18 protein-coding genes are annotated in these 17,021 nt (G+C 57.7%); 14 read left to right on the top strand and 4 right to left on the bottom strand.

Annotated features, from left to right (window positions below; all coding sequences use genetic code 11):
• Positions 1–20: 20 nt before the first annotated feature.
• The 3 genes from eat (at position 21) to eutC (ending at position 3,745) form a co-directional block, all read left to right on the top strand.
• Complete coding sequence (gene eat, locus LG203_RS08740; protein ID WP_230345421.1) at positions 21–1,391, top strand: ethanolamine permease; 1,371 nt, start codon at positions 21–23, stop codon at positions 1,389–1,391.
• A 134-nt stretch (positions 1,392–1,525) separates the two neighbouring features.
• Positions 1,526–2,923, top strand: a complete 1,398-nt coding sequence (locus tag LG203_RS08735; protein ID WP_230345420.1) for an ethanolamine ammonia-lyase subunit EutB — start codon at positions 1,526–1,528, stop codon at positions 2,921–2,923.
• 6 nt (positions 2,924–2,929) lie between these two features.
• The gene (gene eutC / locus LG203_RS08730; protein WP_230345419.1) at positions 2,930–3,745 is read left to right on the top strand and encodes an ethanolamine ammonia-lyase subunit EutC; all 816 of its coding nucleotides are present in this window, start codon (positions 2,930–2,932) and stop codon (positions 3,743–3,745) included.
• On the opposite strand, the gene LG203_RS08725 is transcribed toward eutC, so the two are convergent.
• Positions 3,746–4,672 (bottom strand): J domain-containing protein, encoded by a 927-nt coding sequence (locus tag LG203_RS08725; RefSeq protein WP_230345418.1) that lies wholly within the window; start codon positions 4,670–4,672, stop codon positions 3,746–3,748.
• A 327-nt stretch (positions 4,673–4,999) separates the two neighbouring features.
• Here LG203_RS08725 and aroG point away from each other — a divergent pair, with 327 nt between their 5' ends.
• Positions 5,000–6,082: a 3-deoxy-7-phosphoheptulonate synthase AroG gene (gene aroG, locus LG203_RS08720; RefSeq protein ID WP_230345417.1), complete on the top strand. Its 1,083-nt coding sequence runs from the start codon at positions 5,000–5,002 to the stop codon at positions 6,080–6,082.
• A 116-nt stretch (positions 6,083–6,198) separates the two neighbouring features.
• Here aroG and LG203_RS08715 read toward each other — a convergent pair whose 3' ends face one another.
• Positions 6,199–7,176, bottom strand: coding sequence for a helix-turn-helix domain-containing protein (locus tag LG203_RS08715; RefSeq protein WP_230345416.1), 978 nt, complete (start codon positions 7,174–7,176; stop codon positions 6,199–6,201).
• Positions 7,177–7,371: 195 nt separating this feature from the next.
• Here LG203_RS08715 and rlmD point away from each other — a divergent pair, with 195 nt between their 5' ends.
• Positions 7,372–8,745, top strand: coding sequence for a 23S rRNA (uracil(1939)-C(5))-methyltransferase RlmD (rlmD, locus tag LG203_RS08710; RefSeq protein WP_407665383.1), 1,374 nt, complete (start codon positions 7,372–7,374; stop codon positions 8,743–8,745).
• 56 nt (positions 8,746–8,801) lie between these two features.
• On the opposite strand, the gene LG203_RS08705 is transcribed toward rlmD, so the two are convergent.
• Both LG203_RS08705 and LG203_RS08700 read right to left on the bottom strand, forming a co-directional pair.
• Positions 8,802–9,305, bottom strand: a complete 504-nt coding sequence (locus LG203_RS08705) for a GNAT family N-acetyltransferase (RefSeq protein ID WP_230345414.1) — start codon at positions 9,303–9,305, stop codon at positions 8,802–8,804.
• A 27-nt stretch (positions 9,306–9,332) separates the two neighbouring features.
• On the bottom strand, positions 9,333–9,935 hold the full coding sequence (locus LG203_RS08700; RefSeq protein WP_230345413.1) for a cysteine hydrolase: 603 nt from the start codon (positions 9,933–9,935) through the stop codon (positions 9,333–9,335).
• Between the two features lie 190 nt (positions 9,936–10,125).
• On the opposite strand from LG203_RS08700, the gene LG203_RS08695 reads away from it, so the two are divergent.
• The 9 genes from LG203_RS08695 to LG203_RS08655 all read left to right on the top strand — a co-directional run.
• Positions 10,126–11,583 carry an ABC transporter substrate-binding protein gene (locus LG203_RS08695; RefSeq protein WP_230345412.1) on the top strand — a complete coding sequence of 486 codons (1,458 nt, stop codon included), beginning with the start codon at positions 10,126–10,128 and terminating at the stop codon, positions 11,581–11,583.
• Positions 11,573–12,067, top strand: coding sequence for a L,D-transpeptidase (locus LG203_RS08690; RefSeq protein WP_230345411.1), 495 nt, complete (start codon positions 11,573–11,575; stop codon positions 12,065–12,067). The genes LG203_RS08695 and LG203_RS08690 overlap by 11 nt, the downstream gene beginning before the upstream one ends.
• Positions 12,048–12,968: a nickel ABC transporter permease gene (gene nikB, locus LG203_RS08685; protein WP_230345410.1), complete on the top strand. Its 921-nt coding sequence runs from the start codon at positions 12,048–12,050 to the stop codon at positions 12,966–12,968. The genes LG203_RS08690 and nikB overlap by 20 nt, the downstream gene beginning before the upstream one ends.
• The gene (locus LG203_RS08680; RefSeq protein ID WP_230345409.1) at positions 12,965–13,753 is read left to right on the top strand and encodes an ABC transporter permease; all 789 of its coding nucleotides are present in this window, start codon (positions 12,965–12,967) and stop codon (positions 13,751–13,753) included. The genes nikB and LG203_RS08680 overlap by 4 nt, the downstream gene beginning before the upstream one ends.
• Before the next feature lie 51 nt (positions 13,754–13,804).
• Entirely contained in the window at positions 13,805–14,515 is a 711-nt protein-coding gene (locus LG203_RS08675; protein WP_230345408.1) for a queuosine precursor transporter, read from the top strand.
• Positions 14,516–14,538: 23 nt separating this feature from the next.
• Positions 14,539–15,594: a beta-N-acetylhexosaminidase gene (nagZ, locus tag LG203_RS08670; protein ID WP_230345407.1), complete on the top strand. Its 1,056-nt coding sequence runs from the start codon at positions 14,539–14,541 to the stop codon at positions 15,592–15,594.
• A 99-nt stretch (positions 15,595–15,693) separates the two neighbouring features.
• Positions 15,694–16,386, top strand: coding sequence for a Bax inhibitor-1/YccA family protein (locus tag LG203_RS08665; RefSeq protein WP_013441802.1), 693 nt, complete (start codon positions 15,694–15,696; stop codon positions 16,384–16,386).
• 229 nt (positions 16,387–16,615) lie between these two features.
• Positions 16,616–16,813 carry a hypothetical protein gene (locus LG203_RS08660; RefSeq protein ID WP_230345406.1) on the top strand — a complete coding sequence of 66 codons (198 nt, stop codon included), beginning with the start codon at positions 16,616–16,618 and terminating at the stop codon, positions 16,811–16,813.
• Positions 16,810–17,021 (top strand): hypothetical protein (locus tag LG203_RS08655; protein WP_230345405.1); only part of this gene is annotated, 212 nt, incomplete at its 3' end. The genes LG203_RS08660 and LG203_RS08655, both read left to right, overlap by 4 nt.

The raw sequence follows: 17,021 nt of genomic DNA, 5'->3' as shown, positions 1-17,021 counted from the left end.
TTTCGATACGGAGTTCTGTCATGAGCACCTCTTTAAAATCCTCTTTGAACGGCTGGCACCTGTGGGGCCTGGCTGTGGGCCTGGTGATTTCAGGTGAATATTTCGGCTGGAGCTACGGCTGGGCGCAAGCCGGTACGCTGGGCTTTCTGGTCACCGCGATCCTCATCGCGATCATGTATACCACCTTCATTTTCAGCTTTACCGAGCTGACAACTTCCATTCCGCACGCGGGTGGGCCTTTTGCCTACGCGCGGCGTGCCTTGGGTTCCAAGGCGGCCTTTATTGCCGGTTTTGCCACGCTGGTGGAGTTTGTATTTGCACCGCCGGCGATTGCCATGGCGATCGGTGCCTATTTGAATGTGCAGTTTCCGGGCGTTGATCCCAAGATCATGGCGGCCGGGGCTTATGTGATCTTTATTGGTCTCAACATCATTGGCGTGCGCATTGCTGCGACTTTTGAGCTGTTTGTGACCATCCTGGCCATTATTGAATTGCTGGTGTTCATGGGCGTGGTGTCGCCTGGTTTCTCGTTCAGCAATTTCGTAGCTAACGGCTGGTCTGGCGAGAACACCTTCAGCATGGCGGCTATCCCCGGCATTGTGGCGGCGATTCCGTTTGCGATCTGGTTCTTCCTGGCGATTGAAGGGGTTGCCATGGCAGCAGAAGAAGCCAAAGATCCCAAGCGCACCATTCCCAAGGCTTACATCGCGGGCATTCTGACGCTGGTAGCGCTGGCGATAGGCGTGATGGTATTTGCCGGTGGTGCTGGTGACTGGCGCACGCTGTCCAACATCAATGATCCATTGCCACAGGCGATGAAGATGATCGTGGGTGAAAACAGCGGCTGGCTGCATATGCTGGTGTGGATTGGCCTGTTCGGCCTGGTGGCGTCCTTCCACGGCATTATCCTGGGCTACTCGCGCCAGATTTTTGCCCTGGCCCGTGCTGGCTACATGCCCAAGTATTTCGGTGAAGTGCATCCCAAGTTCAAGACCCCACACCGTGCCATCATTGCCGGTGGCGTCGTGGGCGTGGCCGCGATTTTCAGTGATGACCTGATCCAGTTCGGCGGCATGACGCTGACGGCCAACCTGATCACCATGGCGGTGTTCGGCGCGATTGTCATGTACATCATGTCCATGATCAGCCTGTTTGCGCTGCGTAAAAATGAGCCTAACCTGGAACGTCCGTTCACTGCGATTGCCTATCCATTGTTCCCGGCAATTGCGCTGGGTCTGGCCGTCGTCAGCCTGGTGACCATGATCTACTATAACCAGCTGCTGGCTTTCATCTTTGTTGTGCTGATGGCGCTGGCCTATGTGTACTACAGTGTGACCCAGCATCACCGCGATGCTTCGTCAGACAATGTGGTGGCAGGCACTGCCGTATAGTGTCAGAGAGTTAATTGTGATCGTCATGTAACAATGGCCGCAGGAATGTCAGTGCCGGGGTCTAGCGACTCCGGCACGGCATGCAGGTAGATTGTCGCCCCCTGCTGCCATCTTCAACCCAATGGATGCATGCCATGAAATACAGTCATAGCGTAGGCCAAGTCCACTATACCTTTACCGATTTGAAAGACGTGCTGGCCAAAGCAACGCCAGCCCGCTCTGGTGATTATCTGGCCGGGGTGGCCGCGGAGACCTATGCCGAACGCATGGCCGCCCGCATGTGCCTGGCCGATATTCCCTTGCGCCAGTTCCTGCAGGAAGCGGTCGTGCCGTATGAAGAAGACGAGGTGACGCGCCTCATCATGGATACGCACGATGCCACCGCCTTTGCCGAGATCAGTCACCTCACCGTGGGCGGTTTTCGTGACTGGCTGCTGTCTGACATCGCCGACAGCGTCACACTGAAGCGTGTAGCTGCCGGTATAACCCCGGAAATGGCCGCCGCTGTCAGCAAGCTGATGCGCAATCAGGACTTGATACTGGTGGCGCGCAAGTGCCATGTGACCACGGCGTTTCGCAATACCATCGGTTTGCCGGGCCGCCTGTCGGTGCGCTTGCAACCGAATCACCCCACTGACGATGCGCGTGGCATAGCCGCCTCCATGCTGGATGGCCTGCTGTATGGCTCCGGCGATGCGGTGATCGGCATCAATCCGGCGACCGACAGTATTCCGGCGCTGATGGATCTGTATTACCTGGTGGATGAAGTCATCAACCAATACGGCATTCCTACCCAATCCTGCGTGCTGACGCATGTCACCAACCAGATTCAGGTGATGGAAAAGGGCGCGCCGGTGGACCTGGTATTCCAGTCGATTGCCGGTACCGAAAAAGCCAACCAGAGTTTTGGCATCAACCTGGGTATTTTGCAGGAGGCGCATGACGCCGCTCAGGCGCTCAAGCGCGGCACGGTCGGCAATAACGTCATGTATTTTGAAACCGGGCAGGGCTCGGCCTTGTCCGCCAACGCCAATTTCGGCGTGGATCAGCAAACGGTGGAAGCCCGTGCCTATGCCGTGGCGCGCCGCTTTTCGCCCTTGCTCAGCAATACCGTGGTCGGCTTTATCGGGCCGGAATACCTCTACGATGGCAAGCAGATCATCCGCGCCGGGCTGGAAGATCACTTCTGCGGCAAGCTGCTGGGTCTGCCGCTGGGCTGCGATGTCTGCTACACCAACCATGCTGAGGCCGATCAGGATGATATGGATACCCTGATGACCTTGCTGGGGGCTGCTGGCCTGACCTTTATCATGGGCATCCCCGGTGCGGACGACATCATGCTGAATTACCAGACCACCTCATTCCACGATGCGCTTTACCTGCGCAAGGTGCTGGGCCTGAAGCCTGCGCCGGAATTCGAGCAGTGGCTGATGAAAATGAACATCATGGACGCCCAAGGCCTGGTGCAGCCGGTGCGTACTGGTCATCACATGTTGCAAAACATGCCCAAGAATCTGTTGAGTGCAGCGTAGTTTCCCATGAAAGAAAACGATCAACCTCTTAAACCAGAAGCCTTGGCCGATGACCCCTGGCAGCAGCTGAAAGGCTTTACCCGTGCGCGCATTGCCCTGGGACGGGTGGGCAGCAGCCTGCCTACGCGTGAAGTGCTGGATTTTGGCATGTCGCATGCCATGGCGCGCGATGCCGTGCATCTGGCGCTGGATATGGATCAACTGGCGGCGGGCATTGCCGAACTGGGTTACGACACCGTGCAGGTGCATAGCTGTGCGCCGGATCGCGCGACCTATCTGCTGCGGCCCGACCTCGGGCGTCGCCTCAGTGAGGCTGATAGCGAAAAGCTGCTGGCCATGCGCAGCGCCAGTCCGATAGACCTGCTCATCGTGGTCGGGGACGGCTTGTCATCCCTGGCAGTAGAGCGGCATGTGCACGGCTTGCTGGCCGAAATCAAGGCGATCTTTCCGCCGGACTGGAGCACGGGCCCGGTGGTGCTGGTGCGCCAGGCGCGTGTGGCCATTGCCGATACCATAGGCGAGTTGCTCAACGCCCGCATGGTCGCCATGCTGATTGGTGAGCGCCCTGGCCTGAGTTCACCGGATAGCCTGGGTGTTTACCTGACCTATGACCCCCGCACCGGTCGTAACGATGCGGATCGCAACTGCATTTCGAATGTGCGGCCAGAAGGCCTGATGTACGCGGCGGCTGCTCGAAAACTGCTGTGGCTGGCACGCGAATCCATGCGGCTCAAGCTTTCGGGTGTGGCGCTGAAGGATGAGAGTGACGCAGTAGAAATCGAAGTGCAGGCCGTACCGCGTTTGCCGGGAGAATCTGCCTGACTAGAACTCTTCGTCGGTCAGGTTGTAGGTCTGCATGTTGCCGTTTTCCACCTTGTACAGCGTCATGGTGATCTTGCTGAACTGAATGCCCTCGGTGGTGCTTGATTCTTCCAGTTTGAACGCTTCTGATCTTGCCAGGGCGCCATTTTGCAGGTTGCGGTAGCGGATATCGTAATCGCCGGGGTTGACCTTGGTCAGCGTGAATTTCCCGCGGGCGGGAATGAAAAACTGCCGTACCGGAAATGCCTGATCGTCGCCAAGGTAGACCAGTTTTACGAAAACATCACCATCATTCTGTCGATTGTCCACGGTAACGGTCGACAGACCTTGCATACGCAATTTTGGGTAACCATCCACATAGCCCGCGTTGTGCGGCCACGGCGCGCCATTGGGCGCAAATGGCGTGCGCTTGCTGGTAGTGAGGCTGGCTTCCGGTTCCATGGGCGGGGTGGCCACATACTGCTTGGGCATGGTGACCGCCGGGGCCTGCTTGTCGCTGCTGAAGGTCCAGATAAAGACCGCGCTGCTGATATAAAGCAGGCCATAGCGTAGCAGATGCCGGGTGGCCCAATGCTGGCGCAAGCGGCTCCCGAATACGGCTGAAGCTGAAGTCTTGGGTGCAGCGGATTCTGTTCTGGGTTCGGCCCTGCTGGCTCGCGGCTGTTCGGGCGGAGGAGGTGGTGGCCGGCGTACGACCACTTCCTGCTCGGCAATCCACAAATCATGCGACTTGCGTTTTTCCTGATCGGACAGCACTTCGTACGAGGTATTGATCAGCGCCATGATGCGCGAAGCCTCGGCATTATCCGGATTGCGGTCGGGATGGTATTTCTGCGACAGGGTTTTGTAGGCCGCACGAATCACTTCGGGTGGCGCGTTGCGCGCAACCTTGAGGTTGTCGTAATGCGTGTGGAGTTTCTTACGCATTATTCCGATGTTGAATGATATGACCGCCCAATGCGTGCGGCGTCGTAGTGGAGCTAATCATGGTCTATGCCGATTTATCGTTTTGATGGCTTCTTCCCAAGCCGTGTTGCATGATAATCAAAGCATCATGCGGGTGCAATAATCCTTTATGACTAATGACTTAAATCATGTGGGCCTGTGTATGGGCCCGGAATCCGCCTCGGCGGCTGATTTGCGGCGTAAATCGTCAGGGTGCAAATAATCAATCTACTTTTTTTTGCACAGCTCTTATAATAGCCGTTTTACTTCAAGCACATCGTTTGCGCCTTGCGCTGCATTGCAGAATTCATGAGTCCTAGTCAAAAATTTGCCACCGATGATGTCCGTATCAAGGAAATCAAGGAGTTGCGCCCACCGTCAGACCTGCTGGATGAGTTGCAGGCCACGAGTGCCACGACAGACAATATCCTCGAAACCCGCGCTGCCATTCACCGTATCCTGCACAGCTCCGATGACCGCCTGCTGGTGATCATCGGGCCATGCTCCATCCACGATTACGATGCGGGTGTCGAGTACGCCAAGCGCCTGCTGCAAGAGCGCAATCGCCTGTCGGCCGATCTTCTCATCGTCATGCGCGTGTATTTCGAGAAGCCACGCACCACCGTGGGCTGGAAAGGCTTGATCAACGACCCGTACCTGGATGGCAGTTTCCGTATCAACGAAGGCCTGCAACTCGCCCGTCGCTTCCTGCTGGAAGTGAATGAGCTGGGCATGCCTGCGGGCACCGAATTCCTCGATACCATTACGCCGCAATACACCGCCGACCTGGTGAGCTGGGGCGCGATTGGTGCGCGCACCACCGAGTCACAGGTGCATCGCGAGCTGGCTTCCGGCTTATCGTGCCCCGTGGGCTTCAAGAATGGGACGGATGGCAATATCCGCATTGCAGTCGATGCGATCAAGGCGGCTGCCAGCCCGCATCACTTTCTGTCCGTTACCAAGGAAGGCCATTCCGCGATTGTGTCGACCAGTGGCAATGAAGACTGCCATGTGATTCTGCGTGGTGGCAAGGAGCCTAACTACGAGGCGGCCTATGTGGAAGCAGCAGCGCATGAGCTGGCCTCGGCCGGACTGGCCGCCAAGGTGATGATCGATTGCTCGCACGCCAATAGCCTCAAGCAATACCGGCGTCAGCTGGATGTAGCGCTGGATGTCTCCGGCCAGCTGGCAGGTGGCGATGACCGTATTATCGGCGTCATGGTGGAGTCGCACCTGAACGAAGGGCGTCAGGAGCACAGCCCTGGCTGCACGCTGGAATATGGCAAGTCGATCACCGATGCCTGCCTGGGATGGGACGACACGGTGTCCTTGCTGGATACGCTGGCTGCCGGTGTGCGTGCCCGCCGCAAATTTCAGGAAGAAACCGAGTAAGTCATAAGCTCCGCGCCAGAAGAGCACCCGGATGGGTGAAGGTTGGCGATAAATAAAGGCTTGATGATGGACACCAACGGGTGCTCCACATCAGGCCTTTGTTTTTTGGCGGAGAATTAGTTAAGCGGATGCAGGCGGCGGAAGGTCGTTGATGGCAGCTCGCCAAACATCTTTTTGTATTCCTGCGAAAAATGCCCGAAGTGCCAGAAGCCCCAGTGCGTCGCGGCTTCCGTCACCGAGTTGGCGGTTTTCAGCATGCGACGTACGCCGTTGAGGCGTTCGGCGCGCAAGAAGGCAATCGGGCTGATATCGAGCGCCTGTTCGAAGTGGTATTGCAGGCTGCGGCGGCTGGTGCCCAGTCTCTGGCATAAATCCGCTACGGTCAGCGCCTGCGTATCTGGCTGGCTGACCAGCTCTCGCACTTCGGTAATCATTTTCCAGGATTTTGCGCCAGGCACATGGATCGCCTCTGCGGCTGGCAACAGGCAATCGGCAATGACCTCCAGGCCCGCCATGCGCACGCTTTCAAGGAATGCTGTGCTATCTGCGAGCTCTGGTGTCGTCGCCAAGCGTTCAAACGTGCCGGAAAGATACGTGCAAAGCCTGACCCAGGCACTTTCACTGACAGGCAGCAGCCTGGCCTGCTTGATGACATTCGACAGTTGTGCCTGCTCATCAGGGCACAGTGCCGCCATTAAGACTTCGCGCTTGATGGTCAGCACGCCCACCAGGGTTTCCTGGGCAGAGATATATTCAAAGCCCTGGTTGCCGGAATACAGATGGACGGCAGCAGGTTGACAGGAACTGCCACAGAACATGCCATGGGGTCTTTGCAAGGGAACGCCGATGGCAATGACATCCTCGCCAAGATGGCCGCTCTGGTAGAGCACCTGGTTGGTGTATTCGAGAAACAGATGCATGTCGCGCAGGTAAAGCTCCGAGACATAGCCCTCAAACGCCCCGGCAGAGAGTTGCAGGTAATCCTGGTTCCAGCCTTTGAGCAGGCTGGCCTGGTGTTCAAAGTCCCCGGTCTGCTGATGCTGTATCAGGCTGGATGTCATGGTGCTCAATGCGGCATGAGATGCAGTTTGCATACGGCCTCTGTTCTGAATGGATGTGATCAAGAACACTTCAGCAAAAAACATGCCCATGCGCACATTGACCTTAATGCCTTGGTTTGCATGGTATTTGTCTGCTTGTACAAGTGATTCTGCACCTGCCGGGTGCATGTTCAACAAATTAAGGTGCATGCATCGATGTATGCCGTGTGCAAGGCAGTCTGCGGTAAAATGCCGGCCATGGAAAATTCTACTATTGCATTTATTGAGTCGCTGGATCAGGAAGGGCGCGGTGTCGCCCATGTGGACGGCAAAACCATTTTTATTGACGGCGCGCTGCCGAGCGAGCAGGTGACCTACAAATCGCATCGTCGCAAATCCAGTTACGAGGTGGCGGATGTGGTGGAGGTATTGAAACCATCCAACCTCAGAACCACGCCCAAATGCCCGCATTTCGGCTATTGCGGTGGCTGTGCCCTGCAACATCTGGACTTCTCCGGGCAAGTGGCGGCCAAGCAGCGGCTGCTGGAAGGCAATCTCTGGCATATCGGCAAGGTGAAGGCGGAAACCATGCTGCCGCCTATCTACGGCCCGGCATGGGGTTATCGTCACAAGGCACGCCTGCGGGTGCGCCATGTGCCGAAAAAAGGCGGCGTATTGGTCGGCTTCAATGAAAAAGCCAGCAGCTTTGTGGCCCATATGGATAGCTGCGAAGTCTTGCCACCGCATGTGTCGGCATTGATCGTGCCTTTGCAGCACATGATCGCGCAATTGAGCGTGCGTGAGCGCCTGCCGCAGATTGAAGTAGCGGTGGGCGAGCAGGCCACCGTGCTGGTACTGCGCATACTCGAGGCATTGCGACCCGAAGATGGTCCCATCCTAAAGGCGTTTGCCGATACGCATGGCGTACAGATATGGACCCAGACCAAAGGGCCGGATACCGTCATGCCGTTTTATCCATTGAACGGCCCGGCGTTGACCTATTCGCTGCCGGAATTTCAGCTCACCTATCCGTTCAAGCCGACTGAATTCACCCAGGTCAATCCGCATATCAATCGCGTCATGTTGCGCCGTGCCATGCAGCTGCTTGGCGCCCAGCCGCAGGAGCGTATTGCCGATTTTTTCTGTGGCCTGGGCAACTTTACCCTGCCTATTGCACGCAGCGGCGCGACCGTGCTGGGCATGGAAGGCTCAGCCGCGCTGGTGGCGCGTGCGGTGGAAAGCGCCAGCCTGAATGGGCTGGCCGATCAGGTGGAATATCGCGAGGCCGATCTGTTCAAGATGACGCCAGAAGCGCTGCAATCGCTGGGCTACTTCGACAAATGGCTGATTGATCCACCGCGGGATGGCGCACTGGAGCTGATCAAGTCGCTGGCGGATGTCGGCCGTGGCGAGGATGGCACCATGCCGGTTGCCCCCAAGGTAGCCGGTCCTGAACGGATTGTGTATGTCTCATGCAATCCGGCGACACTGGCGCGTGATGCTGGCGTGCTGGTCAACCTCAAGGGCTATCGCCTGCTAGCTGCGGGCGTGATCAATATGTTCCCCCACACCTCGCATGTGGAATCGATTGCGCTCTTTGAAAAAATCCAGACATCCGTCTGACATCGGATACCTGCGTCTGGCCATGTTTTTCAGACCTGGCCAGGCGCCTGGTTAGACTAAAAGCGCTTGGTCAGCGTTTCCAGCATCAGCCCTGGTACTTTTTGCAGGCCATAGCGCGGGTCATCGGGGAAGGGTTGCAGCTTGCCTGTGCGCTGGTAGCCCAGGCGCTCGTAATAGGCAATCAGGCTGGTGCGCAGGGTGATTACCGTCATGGAGATTTCACTGGCTTGCCAGCCCTGGCAGGCAGTTTTCTCGGCGTGAGTGAGCAGGGCGCGCCCAGTGCCGCGCTGCTGCAGCCCTGGCTCCACCGCCAGCATGCCCACATAGGCCGACTGGTTGGCCGTCTGCTTGAGATGAATGGAGGCGATGATCTGCCCCGCCTGCTCAGCCAGCAGAATGTAGGAGGCTGGCGCCGCGATCAGCTCGGACAATTCCCCGGCATCCGTACGTTGCCCGCCCAATATGTCAGCCTCGGTAGTCCAGCCACGACGGCTCGATTCACCGCGATAAGCGCTATTGACCAGCACCGCCAAGGCGGGAATATCGGCGATGTCAGCCATCCTGAAATGCAACGTACTCAAATGGCATCAACCCTGTAATGTGGCGAGGAAGCCCTTGTGATCCATGGGAACGGAAAACATGGGGAAATTCTTGGCAATCGCCATTTCCTGTTCTTCCGGGCTCAGCGTGGCGGTGCAATCGCCCAGGGTAATCACCTGGTAGCCCAGTTCGTAAGCCGTACGCATGGTGGACTCCACACAGCAATTGGTCAAAAACCCGGCCAGCGCCACATGCTGGATACCGCGACTGCGCAGGACAAAATCCAGATTGGTACTGGCAAACCCGCACAGGCCGCGCTTGCCTTCCACGATGATGTCGCCTTCAGCAGGTGTCAGCACATCCACTATCTCGGCGCCCCAGGTGCCTTTGCGAAAAGACTGGCTATCCACCACGCCCTTGAGAATGCCGTAGGGCGCGCTGGGCAGCTCACGGTAGTCCGGCGTAAAACTGATGGGCACATGCACGATGGTGACGCCCTGGGCACGCGCTTGATTCACGGTATCCACGGTATTTGCCAGCATGTTGTTCTGAGCCATGACGCCGCTCACCGCCCCATGCAGGCTGCCGCCTTCGGACGTAAAGTCATTCTGAAATTCAATCAGTACCAGTGCTGTTTGCTTGGGATTCATTTCATCTCCTGAAGATTGGGGAAAGGGCGGCGCCATGGCGGCCCGACATGCCATAAGACTCCAGCGCGGCAGGATATGTTGCCTGCATCAACGCGCTAGTCTGCTACAGACGCATAAAAAAGCAATACTCCCTAAATGTAATAGAATGCCAGGCAGCGGGAATCGACAATGACGGGAAAGGGAATGACGCTTGCATAGGTATTTAAGCGCTTGGTGGCTGTGCTTGGCGCTGGTGCTCAGCAGTTGCACGCCGTCCGCCCCCGACACTGCGGTGCATATGGGGCTGGCGCAGGCCCCGGTCAATCTGGATCCGCGCATGGCGACGGATGCTGCCTCTGCCCGCGTCAATCGTCTGCTTTATCAGGCCCTGGTGCGCTTTGATGCCCATGCCCGCCCGCAACCGGCGCTGGCCGACTGGCAGCAACTGGCCGCCGATCACTACCGCTTTCATTTGCTGAAACCCGTACCGCGTTTTCATGACGGCAGTGCCATGACCGCCCATGATGTCGTCGCGACCTATCAGTCCATGCTCAAGCCTGGCGCCAGCCCGCTGGCGGCCGAGTTTTCACATATCCGCAAGGTGTGGGCGATGGACGATGACACGATTGATTTCACGCTGGATGCGGCAGACCCGGAATTTCCAGCGCGGCTCATCATCGGCATTTTGCCTGCGCACCTGATTGCCGCCGGGCACGACTTCAGTCGCCAGCCGGTGGGCAGCGGGCCCCTCGCCTTTGTAAGGTGGCGCGGCCCCCTCGTATTGCAACGTCAGTCCGACGGGCAGCGCTATGTGCTGGAAGAGGTGAAAGACCCGACTGTGCGCGTGCTGAAACTGGTGCGCGGTGAAATTGACCTGCTGGCGGGTGATCTGCCGCCCGAGCTGCTGGTGTATCTGCAAACCCAGCCGGCGCTCAAGGTGGAACATACGCAGGGTGCCAATTTTTCGTATCTCGGCTTTAATCTGCAAGACCCGCTGCTCGCCAACCCCAAAGTGCGTCAGGCCATTGCTCATGCCATTGATCGGCCCGCCATCGTGCGCCTGGCCCTGGTGCCGGATAGCCGTCTGGCAGGCGCCATCTTGCCGCCCGAACACTGGGCGGGCAATGCAAGCCTGACGCCGTATGCGCATGATCCGCAACTGGCGCGTCAGCTGTTGCAGGAAGCCGGGGTGCACCTGCCGCTGACGCTGGTCTACAAGACCTCCACCGATGCGCAACGCGTGCGGCTAGCCACCATACTGCAGGCCCAAATGCGCGAGGCGGGTATCGATTTGCAGATACGCAGCCTGGACTGGGGCACGTTTTTTGATGATATCCGCCAGGGCCATTTTCAGATGTACAGCCTCAACTGGGTGGGCATCCGCACGCCGGATATTTACCGGCTGGCGTTTCATTCGGCCAGCGTCCCGCCGCTTGGCGCCAACCGCGGGCGGCTGCAGGATGCCGAGCTGGATGCGCTGATAGACCAGCGCGACTGGCCAGCGGCCACCCAGCGTATTCATGCACTGCTGCCGTATGTGCCGCTCTGGTATGAAGGGCAGTTTGTCGCCATGCGGCGTGGCCTGTACCATTACACGCTGGCAGCCGACGGTAATTGGGATGGCCTCATCACGGTAACGCGGAACAGTAAAAACGACCATGCAGATTAATATTTCTTTTAAAAAGCAAAAGCTTGATGTGCTTGATGACAACGGATCCCTGCTGGCGAGCTATGCTGTTTCTACCGCGCTGAATGGCCCCGGCGAGCAGAAAGATAGCGGATGCACGCCGCGTGGCGCGCATATCATACGGGCCAAGATAGGCGCAGGTGCGGCCCCATATACCGTGTTTCGTGGCCGTCGTCCTACAGGCGAAATCTGGACGCCTGAGCTGGCCGCCCACTATTCGGGGCGCGACTGGATATTGACCCGAATCCTCTGGCTTTCCGGTTGCGAGCCTGGCTTCAACCGGCTGGGGCAGGTCGATAGCATGCAGCGCTACATCTACATTCACGGCACGCCTGATACCGAACTCATGGGGGTGGCGGCTTCGCATGGTTGCGTGCGCATGCGCAATACGGATGTCATCGCGCTGTTTGACCTGGTGCCGGTGGGAACACCCGTATGGCTTGAGGATGATACGGCGCGTGATTAAGCGATTGTGGGGCGTGCTGCCGGTTGTGTTTGGCGTGCTGCTGCTGACTTTTTTGCTGTTGCATCTGGTGCCGGGCGATCCGGTGGATGTCATGCTGGGCGAGTCTGCCGCCGTGGCAGACCGTGCCCAGCTGCGGGCCGAGCTGGGGCTGGATCAGTCCTTGCCAGTGCAGTTCGTGCAATACCTCCAACATCTTGCCCATGGCGATTTCGGGCGCTCCATCCATAGCGGGCAGGCCGTGAGCAGCCTGCTGGCAGAGCGCCTGCCCGCGACGCTCAAGCTTGCCATGCTGGCCTTGCTGATCGCCTTGCTGGTGGGGCTGCCGCTCGGCATCCTCGCCGCGCTCCGCGCCCGGCACTGGCCGGATACCGTGGCGACCTTGTTCAGCCTTTCATTATCGGCCATGCCACATTTCTGGCTCGGGCCCTTGCTCATGTTGCTGTTTGGCCTGTGGCTGGGCTGGCTGCCTATCAGTGGCATGACGCCAGCTTCCGCCATTATCCTGCCCGCCCTGACGCTGGGTTTTGGCCTGAGTGCCATCCTGACCCGCATGACCCGTGCCAGCCTGCTGGAAGTGCTGAGCGAAGATTTCGTTCGCACGGCCCGGGCCAAGGGCTTGAGCGAGTCGCATGTCATCCTGCGCCATGCGCTGCGTGCGGCCTTGCTGCCAGTAGTGACAGTCGTCGGCCTGCAGATGGGCAGCCTGCTGGCGGGCACAGTGATTACCGAAACCGTGTTTGGCTGGGATGGTCTGGGCCGTCTGCTGGTGGAGTCCATCGAAAAGCGCGATTATCCGGTGACCCAGGCCTGTGTACTGGTGATTGCGCTGACCTATGTGCTGGTAAATCTGGTTACCGATATCGCTTACCAGCGGCTGGACCCGCGCGTGCGCCTGTCATGAAGCAACTGCCCGCACTGGTGATTCTGTTCTGGCTTGCTGCCGTGATGTTGGCAGCCGTCGTTGATTTGCAACCCGACCATATCCACCTCGAGTACATTCTGGCAGCTGCGGATCACCATGCCTGGCTGGGCTACGACGATCTTGGCCGCAATATACTGGCGCGTTTGCTGAGTGGGGCAGGGGTGTCGCTGCTGGTGGTAAGCGCCGTTACGCTGATTACCTTGTCGATAGGCACCGTGCTTGGCCTGCTGGCCGGATTTTATGGTGGCTGGCTGGACCGCCTGCTGATGCGCATCACCGATATCTTCCTGGCATTTCCCGGCATGCTGCTGGCGATTGCATTTGCCGCCGTGCTGGGCCCCGGCCTGAACAATTTACTGCTGGCCTTGTGCATGACCTCGTGGGTGGGCTATGCGCGCCTGACCAGGGCGCAGGCGCTTTCCCTGCGGCAACGCCAGCATGTGCAGGCGTCCGAAGCGCTTGGGGCCAGTCCGTGGCGACTGATGCGGCACCACATGTTGCCTTTGCTGGCCGCACCGCTGGTGGTGGAGGCGACCTACAGCATGGCGGGCCTGGTGATTGCGGAGGCGAGCCTGTCCTTCCTTGGGCTGGGGGTGCAGGCACCGCAGGCCTCCTGGGGCAGCATGCTGCGCGATGGCGTGCGCTATCTGCTGGTGGCACCGCATTATGTGCTGGCTACCGGCATCAGCCTGATGTCGCTGGTGCTGGCGATCAATCTGCTCGGCGATCGCCTGCGCGACCATTGGGATGTGAAGCGGGCATAAGCGGAAAAAGCTGCTACTATTCCGGCATCGCTTTCCAAAACTTACTTCCCCGTGCAGACACCGCGTAGCTACCGCTATTACGACCTCATGATGGCTGCTTTTGTCACCGTGCTGGTCTGCTCCAATCTGATTGGCCCGGCCAAGATTTCGCAGATCGACGTACCGGTGCTGGGCACGCTGACCTTCGGCGCGGGCCTGTTGTTTTTCCCTATTTCCTTCATTTTTGGCGATATCCTGACGGAGGTTTACGGCTATTCCCGTTCACGCAAAGTCATCTGGGCCGGGTTCGGTGGCCTGGCCTTTGCCTCGTTCATGGCCTGGATGATCGTTGCCTTACCTGCCGCGCCGTTCTGGCATAACCAGGAAGCCTATGAAGTTGCCTTTGGCTCGGCCTGGCGCGTATCGCTGGCTTCGCTGGTGGCCTTTGCTGCAGGCGAGTTTGTGAATTCCTACATCATGGCAAAAATGAAAGTCATGACCGCCGGACGCTGGCTGTGGATGCGCACCATAGGTTCAACCATCTTCGGTGAAGGCGTGGATTCCGCGCTGTTTTATCCCCTGGCGTTTTACGGTAGCGGAGTGATCCCCGATGACAAGCTGCCGCTGGTGATGCTGGCGCAATTTGTGGCCAAGGTCGGCGTGGAAGTCGTATTCACCCCGGTAACATACAAAGTGGTGGCGTGGCTCAAGCGTGCCGAAAATGAGGATTACTACGATCGCCATACCGATTTCAATCCGTTTGCCCTGAAAACAGACACTTAACACTCAACCTAAAAAACCAAACCATGACACTAGGCCCGATTATGCTGGATGTGGTTGGCACCGAACTGGATGCCGCCGATATCCGCCGTTTGCAACACCCGCTGGTGGGCGGGGTGATCCTGTTCGCCCGCAACTACCAGTCGCCCGCTCAACTGAAAGCCCTCACCGCCAGTATTCATGCCGTGCGCCAGCCGCCCTTGCTGATAGGCGTGGACCATGAGGGTGGCCGCGTGCAGCGTTTCCGCGAAGGGTTTACCCGCATTCCCCCCATGCGCGAATTCGGCAAGATTTGGGACAAACAACCGAAAAAAGCCAAACAGCTGGCCGAAGAAGCTGGCTGGCTGATGGCCGTGGAGTTGCGTGCCCATGGCATCGATTTCAGCTTTACGCCAGTGCTGGATATGGACTACGGCGTCAGCCAGGTAATCGGCGATCGCGCCTTTCACATGCAGCCACAGGCTATTGCCGAACTGGCGTATGCGCTGATGCAAGGCCTCAAACGTGGCGGCATGGCCGCCGTCGGCAAGCATTTCCCCGGCCATGGCTACATTGCTGCGGATTCGCACATCGCGATTCCGGTGGATGAGCGCAGCTTTGACGAGATTGCTTCCACCGACATGCAACCTTTCCGCCAGATGATTGATGACGGCTTGCCCGCCATCATGCCTGCACATGTGATCTACCCCAAGGTGGACGACAAGCCCGCTGGCTTCTCGGAGCGCTGGCTGCAGAAAGTCCTGCGGCAACGTCTGGCATTTAATGGCGTGATTTTCAGCGATGACCTGTCGATGGAAGGCGCGGTGGTGGCGGGCAATGTTACCCAGCGTGCGCTGGCAGCACTGAATGCCGGGTGCGATATGGCCTTGCTGTGCAATCGTCCCGACCTTGCCGATGAGCTGCTTGAAAATCTTCAGTGGAATATTTCGGCGCCGAGTCTGGCTCGCCTCGCCCGCATGCATGGCAAACTGCATCCGGCGGACATGACGGGCCTGCGTGAAAGCCAGGAGTATATTGAGGCGGTGCACACCATCAGCCAGATCGGTATCCATGAGGATGACATGTTTGCCGAGGCCTCTTGATGGGCCATGCTAAATGTCACGCCAAGGTTGAAACTTTAACGATGTTTGTTTAGTCTTAACAATTGATTGATGTACAGATTTTTTTGATGAGGAACGCAAATGATGCAAAGCAATTATGAGATCGCACGTAATTCCGAAGTGCTGGTTGCCGATAGCAACAAGGTACTGCGCAATACTTACGCGCTACTCGGACTCAGCATGATCCCCACCGTGATCGGTGCCTTCATCGGCATGAGCATGAATTTCAGCTGGGCTGCTCAGCACCCCATCATGTTCGCACTGGCTACACTGGCTGGCATGTTTGGCTTGTTTTATGGCATTCAGGCTAACCGCAACAGCGGCCTGGGCGTGATTCTGCTGTTGGCCCTGACCCTGTTCATGGGCGTGATGCTTGGCCCTATCCTGCAAGTGGCGCTGCAACTGCGTAATGGTGGCCAGCTGATTGGTCTTGCCGCAGGCGGCACTGGCATTATTTTCCTGACACTGGCTGGTATCGCAACCACCACCAAGAAGGATTTCAGTTTCATGGGCAAGTTCCTGATGGTCGGCATCGTGCTGCTCATCATTGCTTCCCTGGCCAATATGTTCTTCCAGATTCCAGCGTTCTCACTGGCCCTGTCTGGCGTGGCTGTGCTGTTGTTCTCCGGCTTTATCCTGTATGACGTGAGCCGCATTGTGAATGGTGGCGAAACCAACTATGTGATGGCTACGCTGGCTATTTACCTGGATATCTACAACCTCTTCGTCAACCTGCTGCAGATTCTGATGGCAGTACTGGGTGACCGTGACTAACGATTTGCCTTGATCGCTGGCAAGCGGATCAAACCGGCCGAAATGGCCGGTTTTTTTATGTCGGTTGTTAGCGGTCTTGATAAATTCATATCCATATTTCGATACTTGGTCGGGAGAGTATTCAGAAATACGCAGTTATTGAATAAGCGCTTCTACCCTTAGGGGCAATACCCTGAATTCACAATCCTGTGCATGATCGGTTCCGTCTTTTGCCACATGATTCCCTGTCATGCTTTCCTCGCTGCTCTCCTCCCGTCGCCTGCTGACCCTGCAAGGTCCCGCGCTCGATAAGATCCTGCCTGATGGGCTGGAGCATGTCCGCCTGAGAAGCCCAACCACTCGACTCTACGCCAAGCCATACCCGGCCATGTTTGACGTCTCCACCTTTCCGTCATTTCCCGTTTATGCAAGTGAGTTCATGTCATGAAAAAGCCTCCTCAAAAACGTGATTGGATCATGATCAGTTTGATGATTCTTGGCGCTGTCATCCTGATGCTCGGACCGGTCGGCCAGTTTTTATGGTTCTTCATACTGCGCCCCCTGTTCTGGGAGGCTGTTTTTGCGCTGCAACGTAACCTCTACTGGATCGTCTTGATTGCGTCCCTCTGTGTTTTCATTTTTTGCCTCTATGACAT

Source organism: Methylovorus mays (assembly GCF_020531915.1).
GTDB classification, from domain to species: Bacteria; Pseudomonadota; Gammaproteobacteria; order Burkholderiales; family Methylophilaceae; genus Methylovorus; species Methylovorus mays.
This window is presented reverse-complemented; position numbering and strand designations above follow the sequence as displayed.

What these genes read in the sequence shown, in the direction of transcription:
- LG203_RS08690 (WP_230345411.1), top strand. Translation starts at nt 11,573, where the DNA reads ATGCAGATTAATATTTCTTTTAAAAAGCAAAAGCTTGATGTGCTTGAT.
- LG203_RS08725 (WP_230345418.1), bottom strand. Translation starts at nt 4,672, where the DNA reads ATGCGTAAGAAACTCCACACGCATTACGACAACCTCAAGGTTGCGCGC.
- LG203_RS08680 (WP_230345409.1), top strand. Translation starts at nt 12,965, where the DNA reads ATGAAGCAACTGCCCGCACTGGTGATTCTGTTCTGGCTTGCTGCCGTG.
- LG203_RS08735 (WP_230345420.1), top strand. Translation starts at nt 1,526, where the DNA reads ATGAAATACAGTCATAGCGTAGGCCAAGTCCACTATACCTTTACCGAT.
- LG203_RS08715 (WP_230345416.1), bottom strand. Translation starts at nt 7,176, where the DNA reads ATGCAAACTGCATCTCATGCCGCATTGAGCACCATGACATCCAGCCTG.
- rlmD (WP_407665383.1), top strand. Translation starts at nt 7,372, where the DNA reads ATGCCGGCCATGGAAAATTCTACTATTGCATTTATTGAGTCGCTGGAT.
- nikB (WP_230345410.1), top strand. Translation starts at nt 12,048, where the DNA reads ATGATACGGCGCGTGATTAAGCGATTGTGGGGCGTGCTGCCGGTTGTG.
- nagZ (WP_230345407.1), top strand. Translation starts at nt 14,539, where the DNA reads ATGACACTAGGCCCGATTATGCTGGATGTGGTTGGCACCGAACTGGAT.
- LG203_RS08660 (WP_230345406.1), top strand. Translation starts at nt 16,616, where the DNA reads ATGCTTTCCTCGCTGCTCTCCTCCCGTCGCCTGCTGACCCTGCAAGGT.
- eat (WP_230345421.1), top strand. Translation starts at nt 21, where the DNA reads ATGAGCACCTCTTTAAAATCCTCTTTGAACGGCTGGCACCTGTGGGGC.
- eutC (WP_230345419.1), top strand. Translation starts at nt 2,930, where the DNA reads ATGAAAGAAAACGATCAACCTCTTAAACCAGAAGCCTTGGCCGATGAC.
- aroG (WP_230345417.1), top strand. Translation starts at nt 5,000, where the DNA reads ATGAGTCCTAGTCAAAAATTTGCCACCGATGATGTCCGTATCAAGGAA.
- LG203_RS08700 (WP_230345413.1), bottom strand. Translation starts at nt 9,935, where the DNA reads ATGAATCCCAAGCAAACAGCACTGGTACTGATTGAATTTCAGAATGAC.
- LG203_RS08705 (WP_230345414.1), bottom strand. Translation starts at nt 9,305, where the DNA reads ATGGCTGACATCGCCGATATTCCCGCCTTGGCGGTGCTGGTCAATAGC.
- LG203_RS08665 (WP_013441802.1), top strand. Translation starts at nt 15,694, where the DNA reads ATGATGCAAAGCAATTATGAGATCGCACGTAATTCCGAAGTGCTGGTT.